General features: G+C 31.8%; 13 protein-coding genes. 5 read left to right on the top strand and 8 right to left on the bottom strand.

The window, feature by feature from the left end; translation table 11 throughout:
• Nucleotides 1–138: 138 nt before the first annotated feature.
• Nucleotides 139–627, bottom strand: coding sequence for a GyrI-like domain-containing protein (locus tag ACP15M_RS12995; protein WP_425077636.1), 489 nt, complete (start codon nt 625–627; stop codon nt 139–141).
• Entirely contained in the window at nt 624–1,754 is a 1,131-nt protein-coding gene (folK, locus tag ACP15M_RS12990; RefSeq protein WP_425077635.1) for a 2-amino-4-hydroxy-6-hydroxymethyldihydropteridine diphosphokinase, read from the bottom strand. Before folK ends, ACP15M_RS12995 begins: the two co-directional genes overlap by 4 nt.
• A 70-nt stretch (nt 1,755–1,824) precedes the next feature.
• Between folK and ACP15M_RS12985 the strand changes: the two genes are divergently transcribed.
• The 4 genes from ACP15M_RS12985 to rpsU all read left to right on the top strand — a co-directional run bounded on the left by ACP15M_RS12985 (nt 1,825) and on the right by rpsU (nt 6,593).
• Nucleotides 1,825–2,529, top strand: a complete 705-nt coding sequence (locus ACP15M_RS12985) for a queuosine precursor transporter (RefSeq protein ID WP_425077634.1) — start codon at nt 1,825–1,827, stop codon at nt 2,527–2,529.
• A 189-nt stretch (nt 2,530–2,718) separates the two neighbouring features.
• The gene (locus ACP15M_RS12980; protein WP_425077633.1) at nt 2,719–5,367 is read left to right on the top strand and encodes an AsmA-like C-terminal region-containing protein; all 2,649 of its coding nucleotides are present in this window, start codon (nt 2,719–2,721) and stop codon (nt 5,365–5,367) included.
• A 144-nt stretch (nt 5,368–5,511) separates the two neighbouring features.
• Complete coding sequence (locus tag ACP15M_RS12975; protein ID WP_425077632.1) at nt 5,512–6,375, top strand: sigma-70 family RNA polymerase sigma factor; 864 nt, start codon at nt 5,512–5,514, stop codon at nt 6,373–6,375.
• A gap of 23 nt (nt 6,376–6,398) precedes the next feature.
• On the top strand, nt 6,399–6,593 hold the full coding sequence (gene rpsU / locus ACP15M_RS12970; RefSeq protein ID WP_425077631.1) for a 30S ribosomal protein S21: 195 nt from the start codon (nt 6,399–6,401) through the stop codon (nt 6,591–6,593).
• A 56-nt stretch (nt 6,594–6,649) separates the two neighbouring features.
• Here rpsU and ACP15M_RS12965 read toward each other — a convergent pair whose 3' ends face one another.
• A complete protein-coding gene (locus tag ACP15M_RS12965; protein ID WP_425077630.1) occupies nt 6,650–7,444 on the bottom strand; it encodes a DUF2797 domain-containing protein in 795 nt (264 codons plus the stop codon).
• A gap of 42 nt (nt 7,445–7,486) precedes the next feature.
• Here ACP15M_RS12965 and ACP15M_RS12960 point away from each other — a divergent pair, with 42 nt between their 5' ends.
• A complete protein-coding gene (locus tag ACP15M_RS12960; RefSeq protein ID WP_425077629.1) occupies nt 7,487–9,019 on the top strand; it encodes a GH3 auxin-responsive promoter family protein in 1,533 nt (510 codons plus the stop codon).
• 316 nt (nt 9,020–9,335) lie between these two features.
• Here ACP15M_RS12960 and clpX read toward each other — a convergent pair whose 3' ends face one another.
• The 5 genes from clpX to ACP15M_RS12935 all read right to left on the bottom strand — a co-directional run bounded on the left by clpX (nt 9,336) and on the right by ACP15M_RS12935 (nt 13,947).
• Nucleotides 9,336–10,568, bottom strand: a complete 1,233-nt coding sequence (gene clpX / locus ACP15M_RS12955) for an ATP-dependent Clp protease ATP-binding subunit ClpX (protein WP_425077628.1) — start codon at nt 10,566–10,568, stop codon at nt 9,336–9,338.
• Nucleotides 10,569–10,650: 82 nt separating this feature from the next.
• Complete coding sequence (locus ACP15M_RS12950; protein ID WP_425077627.1) at nt 10,651–11,325, bottom strand: ClpP family protease; 675 nt, start codon at nt 11,323–11,325, stop codon at nt 10,651–10,653.
• An 86-nt stretch (nt 11,326–11,411) separates the two neighbouring features.
• Nucleotides 11,412–12,734 carry a trigger factor gene (gene tig / locus ACP15M_RS12945; protein ID WP_425077626.1) on the bottom strand — a complete coding sequence of 441 codons (1,323 nt, stop codon included), beginning with the start codon at nt 12,732–12,734 and terminating at the stop codon, nt 11,412–11,414.
• 80 nt (nt 12,735–12,814) lie between these two features.
• Nucleotides 12,815–13,162, bottom strand: a complete 348-nt coding sequence (locus ACP15M_RS12940; protein WP_425077625.1) for a phage holin family protein — start codon at nt 13,160–13,162, stop codon at nt 12,815–12,817.
• An 11-nt stretch (nt 13,163–13,173) separates the two neighbouring features.
• Nucleotides 13,174–13,947 (bottom strand): alpha/beta fold hydrolase, encoded by a 774-nt coding sequence (locus ACP15M_RS12935; RefSeq protein ID WP_425077781.1) that lies wholly within the window; start codon nt 13,945–13,947, stop codon nt 13,174–13,176.
• Nucleotides 13,948–14,023 lie beyond the last annotated feature (76 nt).

Below are 14,023 nucleotides of genomic sequence, written 5' to 3'. Positions count from 1 at the left end.
AACTTAAAACAAATTTGTATTATCATTTCAACCAAAGTGGAAAAACCTCATCTAAGTTAGAGATTTCTCGTTCACACTACGACAAGTACTAAAATGAGCTTGTCGAACTGCTCAGTGACAACTCTAAATGACAAAAAACTAAGATTTTTTTATTATCGGAATCCAAATCTCTTCCTCGATATTCTTAAGGTCTTTACTGTAATCTTCGTTTAAAATTTCAAAATGTGCTTTTTGGTCAAGTTGATATCCTGAATTTGGTAACCATTCTTTAAAAATATAAACTCTACTTTTAGAAAACTCAGACTCAGAACCTTTAAAATTAAAAACAACATAAGTTCCAGATGAAATAACAAAAGTTTTCATACCATCAGGTACATTATTAAAATCTGTAACCTCTACACCAACCCATTTTTCAAATTCAGATTTTGGGTCTGAAGGCGTAAAGCTTGATCCATAATTTTGAATTGAAAACACATGCTTTCCTATTCTAGAATTAACTTCAGCTCGTCTAGGCATAAAGATTTGTGCCAATTGTTTTGTATCTTCATTAATGTTTAAAAACGAAGTTTGTATTGCCATACCAACAACCAAACGATCTTCAATTGTTTCAATGCGAGATATCATCATACTTTACAAATTTCATTGAGTAACCATAAATAATCTGCTCTATGTTTCACAAAATCTTTTTCAGATATATCAATGATTTTCACATTGAGGTCACTTTGATTTTTCAAAAACTCCAAATAGCCCGAATTGATTTTTTCTAAATATTCACTATCTATATTCTGCTCATAATCACGACCACGCTTTTTAATGTTTTCCTGCAAACGTTCGGTATTTTGATAGAGATAGACATATAAATCTGGTTTAGCAATATCTTTATACATTAAGTAAAATAACTTTCGGTATAGCTTAAACTCATCTTCAGGCAAAGTGATTTTTGAAAAGATTAGTGATTTATAAATATCATAATCGCTTACCATAAAATCCTTAAACAAATCTAATTGCGATAAATCGTCACTAATTTGCTGATAACGATCGGCAAGAAATGACATTTCTAACGTAAAAGCATAACGCTGTGGTTCTTCATAAAACTTTGGTAAAAACGGATTATCGGCAAAGCGTTCTAAAATGAGTTTTGCATTAAAATCACGTGAGATTTTATGAGCTAAACTTGTTTTGCCTGCACCAATATTTCCTTCGATAGCAATGTAATTATGATTTGAAAAACTTAATTGTTTAGCTGGATTTTTTAACCAAATTTTAATTTGCTCAACTTCACTAGTGTCATCACAAGATGCTAATAATTCTGAAACACTTTGTTCTAAAACAGGATGCTTCAGTTGTGAAGCAATATCACTTAATGGTTGCAATACAAACTTTCGTTTTTGTAATTCTGGATGCGGAATTATTAAGTGTTCTGTTTCAACAACAGCTTCATTATAAAACAGAATATCTAAATCTATCGTTCTCGCTTCATAAACTTTTGTTTTAGATCTTGATCGTCCTAATTGTGTTTCAATTGCTAAAAGTTTATCTAAAACTACTTCCGAAGCAAAACCTGTTTCAACATGTAAACAGGTGTTTAAAAAATCGTCACCATCAAAACCAAAAGCTGGTGTGTTGTATACTTTTGCAATACTAATAACGTTTCCAATCTCTTTAAAAATCGAGTCAACAGCATCTTGTAGATATTTTAATCTGTCGCCTTTATTGCTTCCAAGAGCGATGTAAACGTGGTTAGGTGTCTTCATAATGATTGCCAAAATAATGAAAAGAAAATCACTTTAACGTATATTTACAGGAAGTATTTATTCACAATTTATGACCTTAAAAGATAAACTTCTTGCTCAAAAAATATATTTGTTCTTAGCAGCACTTTTTATTACCTCTTTGGTAGTATCTAACCTTATTTTTCAAAAGTTTTTTTATTGGTATCCTTTTGATGTGGAAATTTTTGGCGCTAAGCTTTTTGAAATTTCAGTTGGTCTCTTACCTTATCCATTAACTTTTTTAATAACCGATTTAATTAGTGAAATTTACGGAAAGAAACGTGCAAATCAAGTAGTTGTTGCTGGAATCTTTGCGTCTGTTTTTTCATTACTCATTATAGTGATATCTAGTAATGTGCCAGCAACCTCATGGTCACATGTTGATGATGAAACTTTTACTTATGTGTTTGGAAATTCGGCACTAGCAGTTTTTGCAAGTATGGTTACCTATTTATTTGCTCAGTTTGTTGATATTCAAATCTATCACTTTTGGAAACGGTTAACCAAAGGAAAACATTTATGGCTAAGGAATAATTTTTCTACTTGGTTTTCACAATTTGTTGACACTTTGACTATATTGATTTTATTATGCGCTTTTGGTATTATTCCTTGGGAGAATTTTAAAGGCTTACTTATTAGTGGTTTTATATTCAAAGTTATTGTTGCTGCTTTAGACACACCATTTTTGTATTTAGGTGTGTTTCTTTTTAGAAAGCGATTCAATTTAAAAATCAATGAAGAGATTGAACTCATTTAAACAAATAGTATTTATCTGTTTAGTATCAAAAATCTGTAATTATCTAAATCGGGTGATTCTGAGCGACGAAAAATCGTATCTAGAATCTGTTTTTTAGTTTAAATTTTCACTAAACTTTAATATAATTTGGTCTAAAGTAAGACCTGCTTCGTATATATTTACACACAAATTACTACTGATACTTATTTTATGAAAAAAGCCTTTAAAATTGCAGGTATTTCTATACTCATTATTTTCTTTCTTTTATTAGCCATTCCTTTTGCATTTCAGTCTCAAATTAAAGACATGGTAAAACGTTTTATTAACGAAAACCTAAATGCGCAAGTAGAATTTAGTGATGTAAGCTTAAGTCTTATTAAGAGTTTTCCTCAAGCTCATGTTGAAGTTGATGACCTAGTGATTACCAATTTTAAACCTTTTGAAGATGAAACTTTTGTCACTGCCAAGCACATTTCGTTTACAATGTCTGTAAATGAACTTTTTAAAACCTCAAGTGATGAGCCTATTGTTATCAACGCCATCAACGTTGATGAAGCCTTGTTGACATTAAAAACTGATGCTTTAGGCAATGCTAACTATGACATCACTAAAGACAAAGAAAGTAGTGCTACTGAAACTGAAGCCTCTAATTCTAGTTTTTCGTTTGACATTGAAGATTACGCCATTTCTAATAGTGCCATTACCTATTTAGATGCGATTTCTAAAATAGAACTACACATGACCGAATTAAATCATTCTGGTCACGGAACATTTTCAGCAGATAATTCTGTACTCGATACCGAAACGAGCACAACTATAAGTTTAAGTCTAGACAGCACTAAATACCTTAACAACAATCACATAAAATTAGATGCCTTAATTGGGCTAGATTTAAACAATCAAAAATACACGTTTAAAGACAACAAAGCTTATATAAATAAGTTACCACTAGAGTTTAAAGGTTATGTGCAAATACTTGAAAACGCTCAAGATATCGATATTACTTTTGAAAATCCTGGATCGTCTTTTAAAGACTTTTTAGCAGTCATTCCTGAAGCCTATTCTAAAAATATTGATGGTGTTGAAACCACTGGAAATTTTAAAATTAACGGAACTTTAAAAGGAAAAGTTACTGAAGAAACCATCCCAACATTAGACATTAGAATAACATCAAACAATGCTTCTTTTAAATATCCAGATTTACCAAAACGCGTAAGTAATATCACAATTGATACTGCTATAAAAAATGAAACTGGTATCGTTGATGACACTTACATTGACATTAAAACTCTTAATTTCAAAATTGATAAAGATGTGTTTAAAGCGTCCGCTAAGCTGAAAAATCTCACAAAAAACATTTTTGTTAACGCAAATATTGATGGCTCACTTAACCTAGGAAATCTCACCAAAGCCTATCCTATAGATTTCGACAAACAATTAAGCGGACTTTTAAAAGCTAAGCTCAATACACAATTTGATATGAATGCTATTGAAACTAGTGCTTACAATCGCATTAAAAACAATGGTAATGCAAGCATAACCGATTTTGTGTTTTCATCTCAAGACATTGTTAATCCAATTCAAATAAGTAATGCAGATATCGTTTTTCAGCCAGGAACAGTAAAACTCAATAGTTTTAATGCTCAAACTGGAACTAGTGATTTTTCTGCAACAGGAAACATTAAAAACCTTCTCGGATTTTTACTAAGCGACAAAAAGCTTCAAGGTAATTTTGATGTCAATTCAAATAACTTTGTTGTGAGTGATTTTATGGTTGAAGATGAAACTGCTTCAGAATCTTCAAACAAAACCACATCAGATGCCGAGTCACTAAAAATTCCTGCGTTTTTAGATTGTAAAATAAATGCTAATGCTAAAACTGTAGTTTATGACAATCTGAGTTTAAAGGATGTCAAAGGAACCTTATCTATAAAAGATCAAGAAGCAGATCTTCAAAATATGACTAGCACTATTTTTGATGGTAAATTGGCCATTGCAGGAAAAGTATCGACCAAGACAGATACTCCAGTGTTTAATTTGAATCTTGGTGCAGACAATTTTGATATTTCAAAATCATTTAAAGGCTTAGATTTACTACAAAGTTTAGCACCAATCGCTAAAGCCTTACAAGGAAAACTGAACACTAACATAAGTTTACAAGGCACTTTAGATAGCGAATTTTCGCCTAACCTCAACACCGTTTCTGGAGATGCATTTGCCGAATTATTGACCACAAATATTGACCCTAAAAAAGGGTCTGTGTTAAGTAAACTTGAAGGCGCAATAAATTTTATAGACTTTAGTAAATTAGATTTAAAAGACCTTAAAGCCAATTTAGATTTTTCAGATGGAAAAGTAAATGTAAAACCTTTCAACCTTAAGTATGAAGACATCGACATTCAAGTTTCTGGTTCGCATGGCTTTAATACAACACTAGACTACAATGTAGTATTTCAAGTTCCTGCTAAGTACTTGGGAAGTGATGTTAATCGTTTAATAGGTAAAATAAACGATTCAGAAACCAACAAAATTAGCATTCCTGTTACTGCAAATATTACTGGCAACTATACGAGTCCGAATGTTAAAACCGATTTATCAAGTGGCATCTCCAACTTAACCAAACAGCTTATAGAAATTGAAAAGCAAAAGCTTATTAATAAAGGAAAGGATCAAGTAACAGATTTACTAGATGGACTTATAGGCGGAAAGAAAGACGATACAAAAAACAACACTCAAGACTCTTCCTCAACAAAAACAGATGACACAAAAACTAAAGATCCTATTAAAGAAGGTGTAAAAGGACTCTTTGAGAATATTCTAAAAGGTAAAGACAAGAAGAAAGATTCGACTAAAAACTAATAACCGATAGGCTTTAAAAGTTAAAAAAATTATAAAAAAACGTGGTTTTCCTATATTTTTTATAAAGAATTGCGTTTTTATTTGCTTTTCTCAAATTAAAAGTTACATTGAACTCTTGCAAACTTTTAAAACACGACTGAATACATGAGGCAATTAAAGATTACTAAACAAGTTACCAACCGCGAATCTAAATCACTAGACAAATACCTACAAGACATCAGCAAGTTACCAATGATAACTGCTGAAGAAGAAGTTGAACTCGCTCAGCGTATTAGAGAAGGAGATCAAATTGCTTTAGATAAGTTGACAACGGCTAACTTACGTTTTGTAGTTTCTGTTGCTAAACAATATCAAAATCAAGGATTAACACTTCCTGATTTAATAAATGAAGGCAATGCTGGATTAGTAAAAGCTGCAAAACGTTTTGATGAAACCAGAGGATTTAAGTTTATTTCTTATGCTGTGTGGTGGATTAGACAAGCAATTTTACAAGCTTTAGCAGAACAATCTCGAATAGTTAGATTACCTTTGAACAAAATTGGTTCAATAAACAAAATCAATAAGGCATTTTCATTTTTAGAGCAATCACATCAAAGAGCACCTAGTGCTGAAGAAATTGCTCATGAATTAGACATGACAGTTTCAGAAGTAAAGCAGTCATTAAAAAATTCTGGTCGTCATTTATCAATGGATGCTCCTTTAAAAGAAGGCGAAACGTCTAGCTTATATGATGTTGTAAAATCTGGTGAGTCACCAAATCCAGATCGCGATTTAATGAAAGAATCATTAAACCTAGAAATCAATAGAGCCTTAGATACCTTATCACAAAAAGAAAGTGATGTGATTCGTTTAAATTTTGGCTTAAGCAATGAACCACCAATGACACTTGACGAAATTGGAGTTACTTTCGATTTAACAAGAGAGCGTGTAAGACAAATACGCGAAAAAGGAATTAGACGTTTACGTCAGGATTCAAAAAGTAAAATATTAAAGACCTATTTAGGATAAACCATAACCATTAAAATTAATACATGATTAAGATTTTAGTAAAAGAAGGAGAAAGCATTGAGAGAGCTTTAAAACGTTACAAAAGAAAACATCGTAACGTAAAAACAATGCAAAACATTCGTGAAAATCAGTTTTTCACTAAGCCTTCAGTAAAAAGAAGAAGAGAAATTCAAAAAGCTGGATACATTCAAGGTTTAAGAGATCAAGAAAATATCTAGTAGAATTTTATAACAATAAAAAAAGCATACTTTATATAGAGTATGCTTTTTTTTATTTAAGTTATAATAAACTTCACAACCAAGCCTTCGTTTGCTCTAATATTGAACACAGTATTGTCTTCAAAAATGAGGTATTGTCCTTTTACACCAACTAATTTTCCAGTATAAGATTGCTCTTTTTCTATATTTAAACTTTTAGGCTTTTTAGGATAACTTAACACAGGAAACTCTAGATTAGTTTCGGTATTAGATGCAATATAATAGTCTTGAGCTTCTTCAGGAATATAAGATTTAAGTCGTTCTCTCCACTCCACTAAATTTTCATCTTCCACATCATTTTTCAGCATTTTTCGCCAATTGGTTTTATCTGCCACATGATCTTTTAAAGCAACTTCAGTAATGCCAGCGAGATATCGATTAGGCACTTCAACAATTTCAATAGCTTCATGAGCGCCTTGATCAATCCAACGTGTTGGCACCTGACTCTTTCTAGTGACACCAACTTTTACATTACTTGAATTAGCGAGATATACAATATGTGGTTGTAATTGTACTTTTTTCTCATATTCTAAATCACGATCTTCTTTTCCTAAATGAGCAGTGCTTAATTCTGGTCGCATGATCCAATCACCAGCCTGAGGAATATCGAAAAAATCTTGTTTACAAAACCCTTGTCTGTAAATTGGCTTATCTAATCCGCATTTTAAGCATTGGTATTTTACAAATTGCATTGTGATGGTTTTTTCAAGTAACTGATTCATATTCAGGAAATCATTCTCAAGCACCAAATAATATTGAATAGGTTGTGCGTATTCCGTTTCCATTTTTGTCAAAACACCTTGATAAAACATATAAAAAAAAGTATTATTTTTAAACCATAAAGATACTATAAAATGCCGATTCCTTTAGTAAATTCAATTGCATCATGGTTCTTAAAAAAACGATTTCATCAAATAGAATTGTTTTTAAAGTATCCTAATGAAGTACAAAATGAATTGCTTTTTCATTTGCTTTCTAAAGCAAAAGACACTGAAATCGGTAAACAATATGACTTTCATTCGATAACAGATTACAAGACCTTTTCAGAACGCATTCCAATTTCTTCTTATGAAGATTACCAGAATATTATTGAACGTTCTCGTAGAGGAGAACACAACATTTTTTGGCCAACACCAATAAAATGGTTTGCAAAATCTAGTGGCACTACAAATGCTAAAAGTAAATTTATACCAGTAAGTGAAGAGTCTTTAGAAGATTGCCATTATGCTGCTAGTAAAGATTTATTGTGTATGTATTTGAATAATAATGAAGACTCACAATTATTTACAGGAAAGGGATTGCGTCTTGGTGGCAGTAAAGAGCTTTACAGAGAAAATGGAACTGTTTTTGGAGATTTATCTGCCATTCTTATAGACAATATGCCATTTTGGGCAGAATTTAGCAGTACACCTAGTAATCGTGTATCGTTAATGAGTGATTGGGAAACTAAGATGCAAGCCATTGTAGAAGAAACCATTAATGAAAATGTCACAAGCTTAGCTGGTGTCCCTTCATGGATGTTGGTTTTACTTAACAATATATTAGATGCTACTGGAAAAGACAGTTTATTTGATATCTGGCCAAATCTAGAAGTTTATTTTCATGGAGGTGTAAGTTTTGTGCCTTATGTAGATCAATACAAAGCCATTTTACCAAAATCAGATTTTAAGTATTATGAAATTTATAATGCTTCGGAAGGATTTTTCGCTATTCAAGATCAAAATGATAGTAGTGAATTATTACTAATGCTAGACTATGGTATTTTTTATGAATTTATTCCAATGACTACTTATGGAACTCCTAATGTTAAAGTGATCCCATTAAGCGAAGTAGAAGTTGGTGTAAATTACGCTGTTATTATAACAACTAATGCAGGACTTTGGCGCTATAAAATTGGAGACACCATAAGATTTACTTCAACAAATCCATACCGAATAAAAGTGTCTGGAAGAACAAAGCATCATATTAATGCTTTTGGTGAAGAATTAATTATTGAAAATGCCGAAGATGCGCTTAGAGAAGTATGCAAATCATGTGATGCAGAAATTGTAGACTATACAGCTGCTCCAATTTTTATGAAAGGAAAAAGTAAAGGCGCACATGAATGGCTTATTGAATTTAAAACACCACCAAAAGATGTAACGCAGTTTAAAGAACTTTTAGATAATACACTGCAATCTTTAAACTCTGATTATGAAGCAAAACGTCACAATAATATGACACTTAACATGCTTGAAGTTCATATTGCACGTAAGCAATTATTTTATGATTGGCTAAAACAACATAATAAACTTGGAGGCCAACATAAAATTCCGCGTTTATCAAATAGTCGTGAATATATAGATGAGCTGCTTCAGTTAAATACTAGTGAAACTACTTTACGCTAACTTTAAAAACTATTGTGAGTATCGATGAACGGAAAGAGATTTCAAATTTTTCCGACAAACGACATCAGAATTTTCCGCATAACGAGTTTTTAATCGGGTTCATCCAAAACTGCCAAAAATCGTTTTTTATCTCTATGTTTTGCTCTTATATTTACAAAGTAATACAAAGAAAAACACTCACAATTACAGATTTTATCCCTCTAAAATATATTGTGATTTTTTATAAATATTGTTCAGCAATGTTAATTTTTAAATCCGAAAAAATAAAAACCACTCAAAGCGAGTGGTTTTATTTTTTATATCAAAAAAGATGTCTTTAAGATACTGCTTTGAGTTTCTTCAACGTTGTTTTTTCTAGTTTACCTTCGGCATAAGATTTAGTCACATTTAGCTTTGTTTCTTCTCCGCTTGGTAATTCAAACATGGCATCAGTTAAAATCTCTTCACATAGGGAACGTAAACCTCTAGCGCCTAATTTATACTCAATGGCTTTATCTACAATAAAATCTAATGCGCCATCAGTAATTGAAAACTCAATATCATCCATAGCAAACAACTTTTTATATTGCTTGATGATGGCATTTTTAGGTTCGGTTAAAATTGCTCTTAAGGTTTTCGCATCTAAAGGATCCATATAGGTTAATACAGGAAGACGACCAATAATTTCAGGAATCAATCCAAAGTCTTTTAAATCTTTTGGAATAATATATTGTAATAAATTATCGGTATCTAAAGTATCTCCATCCTGAGCTGCCTTATAACCAATTGCTGCCAAGTTTAAGCGTTTAGAAATTTTCTTTTCTATACCATCAAAAGCACCTCCAGCAATAAATAAGATATTCTCAGTATTGACTTCAATAAATTTCTGATCAGGATGCTTTCGTCCTCCTTTTGGCGGAACGTTTACTGTAGTCCCTTCTAAAAGTTTCAGTAAAGCTTGTTGTACACCTTCACCAGACACATCACGAGTTATAGAAGGGTTATCACTTTTACGTGCTATTTTATCAATCTCGTCAATAAAAACGATTCCTTTTTCTGCTTTTTCAAGACTGTAATCTGCCGCTTGTAATAAACGGGTTAAAATACTTTCAACATCTTCTCCAACATATCCAGCTTCAGTTAACACAGTTGCATCAACAATAGCCAAAGGCACATTCAACATTCTGGCAACTGTTTTCGCCATGAGTGTTTTTCCTGTACCAGTCTGACCAACCATAATGATATTACTTTTCTGTATTTCAATATCATCATCAGTTGGTGGCTGTAATAAACGTTTATAGTGATTATAAACAGCAACAGACATTACCTTTTTGGTGTATTCCTGACCAATAATATATTCGTCTAGAAACGTTTTGATTTGAAGTGGTTTTCTGAGCATTAGCTCAGAAGACAACTCTGCATTATCTGACTGTTTAGATTCTTCTAAAACAATACCATGTGCTTGCTCGATACAACGATCACATATGTGAGCATCTAATCCAGCGATTAATAAATTAGTTTCTGGCTTTTTTCTACCACAAAACGAGCATTCTAATTCTTCCTTTGCCATGTTTTTAGTTAAAAGTTTGAAAGTTTGAAAGTTTGAAAGTTTTACAAAAAACTTAAGCTCAAACTTTAACTTCCAGTATTTATTATCCTCTAGATAGTACTTCGTCTATCATTCCATATGCTTTTGCCTTATCAGCTTTCATCCAGTAATCACGATCACTATCTTCATAAACTTTGTCGTAATCTTGACCTGAATGCTTACTAATAATTTGATATAACTCTTCTTTAAGTGTTAATATTTCACGAGCTGTAATTTCTATATCACTTGCTTGACCTTGGGCTCCACCTAAAGGTTGATGAATCATTACACGAGAATGTGTTAAACCACTACGTTTTCCTTTTTCACCAGCACATAACAAAACAGCTCCCATTGAAGCTGCCATACCTGTACAAATAGTAGCCACATCTGGTTTAATTAATTGCATTGTATCGTAAATTCCCAATCCAGCATACACGCTTCCTCCTGGTGAATTGATATAAATTTGAATATCTTTTGATGCATCTGTACTTTCTAAAAACAATAATTGTGCTTGTATAATATTTGCAACTTGATCGTTAATTCCCATTCCTAGAAATATGATTCGATCCATCATTAATCTTGAAAACACATCCATTGCAACTGCATTCATCTGACGTTCTTCAATAATATTTGGTGTTAGTCCTACAGGATACATACTGCTTATAATTTTATTGTAATATGTACTACTTACACCTTGATCTTTTATTGCGAATTTTTCGAATTCTTTTCCGTAATCCATAGATTTTCTTAAATCATTTATTGTGAAACAAAAAGCGTAAAACTATTAAGTTTTACGCTCAAATATAGTAATTAAAAATGTATTTATTAGCTATAAAACTCTTTTACAAAATCATCATAAGTAATCTCTTTTGTCTTAAGATTAGCCTCAGATTTATATAGATTTAACAATTTTGTACTCATTAACTGTTCAGACAAACGTTTTACTTCATCTTTATTAGACAATACACGAGATGCAATACCATCTAACTCTTCATCTGAAGGATTCATTTGACCAAACTGAGCCATTTGACCTTTAATCATTTCTTTAGCATGTGCTTGAAGATCTTCAAACTTAACCTGAAGGTCAAATTTTTCAATTAATTTACCTTCTATTAATTGGTAACGCATGCTTTTTTCAGACTTTTCGTATTCTTCTTTAGCCTGTTCTGCATCCATTTCTTCTTCACCTGCTGTTTGCATCCATTTTTGAAGAAATTCAGCTGGCAACTCAAATTTTGTATTTTCAACTAAATACTCAGTAACGTCATTTAATAATTTTTGATCACCTTGTTGAGCGAATTGCTTTTCAGAATCTTCTTTGATTTTTTCTTTCAACTCAGTAACAGAAGTAACAACACCTTTACCAAATAATTTATCAAAAAGCTCTTGATCTAAATCGGCTAATTCTCTTGAATTGATTTCGTTGATTGTAAAATTTACTTCAACATCTAAACCATGTGCATCATCATGCGATACTTTTAAAAAGGTCATTAAATCATGATCGTCATTAAATAAACCTTTTGTTTTTAAAGTGATGACATCACCAACTTTAGCTCCAACAAACTGCTTTTCTGTAGACTTTCCTTTAAACTTATCTAAAGTAATTGTAGCTGAATTATTAATCGCCTTTTCTTCGTTTTCAAAAACACCAGTAATTTCTGAATCTTTAGCTACTGTATCTTCTGAAACGATTTTACCATATTGTTTTCTGATGTGCTCTACTTGGTTGTCGAGCATTTTCTTATCAGCCACAATATTATAATGAGTGATGGCTTTCTTTCCTTTTAAGTTTACTTCAAACTCAGGAGCTAAACCTAATTCGAACTCAAAAGAAAATGCATCAGCATCCCAATCTAAATCATCTTGAGGCTTAGGTAATGGGTTACCAAGCACATCTAATTTTTCTTCAGTAAGATATTTTCCTAGTGCGTCTTGTAAAAGTTTATTAACCTCATCTACTAAAACGGCTTTACCATACTGTTTTTTAACCATTCCCATTGGCACATGACCTTTTCTAAAACCAGGAATGTTAGCCGATTTACGATAATCGCTTAATATTTTTTCAACTTTATCGCTATAATCTTCTTTTGCGATATCTACTTTTACCACTGCATTTAATGCATCGATGTTTTCTCTTGTGATGTTCATTTTAAATCATATCAAAATTGGGCTGCAAAAATACACATTTTTTTACAACCCAACAATATTTTAAACACCTGATTATTAGTCTATTTTTTATCTTCTTTTAAAAATGAATATGCAATAGATTGGGAGATAGATAAGAGGATACTAAATAGCAAGGCTGTCCAAAACCCATTAACACCAAAACCATCAACAAATTTATCTGCTAAAAGAATAATACATGCATTGATAACCAATAAGAATAAACCTAAAGTTACAATTGTAATTGGTATGGTTAAAATTACTAAGATGGGTTTTAATATGGCATTTAATAACGCCAAAACGACAGCTACAATGATAGCTGCTGTAAATCCGCTTACAGCAACTCCAGGTAAAAAATGTGCTAATAACACAACAATACCTGCAGTGATTAAAAGCCTAAGAATAAGATTCATACTATTGTGATTTATCTACTAAAGGTAATAAAACTTATGACAGCATCATAAAAGTCTTTAGGATTTTCAGCATGCAACCAATGACCAGCATTTGAAATGGTTTCAATTTTAGACAGAGGAAAATGTTGTTTAATCAAACCTTCATCGTTTGGCATCACATATTCACTTTTATCACCTCGTAAAAAAAGTGTTGGTTTTTCAAATTTTGAATGTATTGGCAAGGCTTCACCAACTTCAGACACATTTTCTTTTAAAACATCTAGATTAATACGTAACGCCAATTGTCCTTTTTCAATCCAATATAAATTTTTAAGCAAGAACATTCGAGTACCAACTTCAGACACATAATTTGATAGTACTTTATCAGCTTGACTTCTACTTTTAATTTCTGAAAAATCTAATGTGCTCAAGCCATTCAAAATTGTATCATGATGTATTGGATAAAAACGCGGACTGATATCTGCAACCAATAATTGAGACACCATTTTTGGATATAATGTAGCAAATAGCATGGCAGTTTTTCCTCCCATGGAATGCCCTAAAAGAATGACATTTTCTAATTGATACGAGTCACAATATCTCTTTAAGTCTTCAGCTAAAACATCATAATTAAATTCATCATCATGAAAGCTACGACCATGATTGCGTTGATCAACTAAGTGCACCTGAAAACCTGCTTCACTAAATTTATTACCTAGTGTTTTCCAGTTGTCACTCATACCTAAAAATCCGTGAAGAATAATGAACGGTTGTCCTTCGCCTAAAATTTTAGAGTGTAGTTTCATTTTACTTTTCATATTATACAAAAATGAGACATCTCGACTGCACTTCAACTTAGCTCAGTGACCACGATTAATGTGA

The organism is Psychroserpens sp. S379A, assembly GCF_049800755.1.
Lineage (GTDB): Bacteria > Bacteroidota > Bacteroidia > Flavobacteriales > Flavobacteriaceae > Psychroserpens.
The sequence above is the reverse complement of the archived record's forward strand: the minus strand, read 5'-3'. Positions and strand labels throughout refer to the sequence as shown.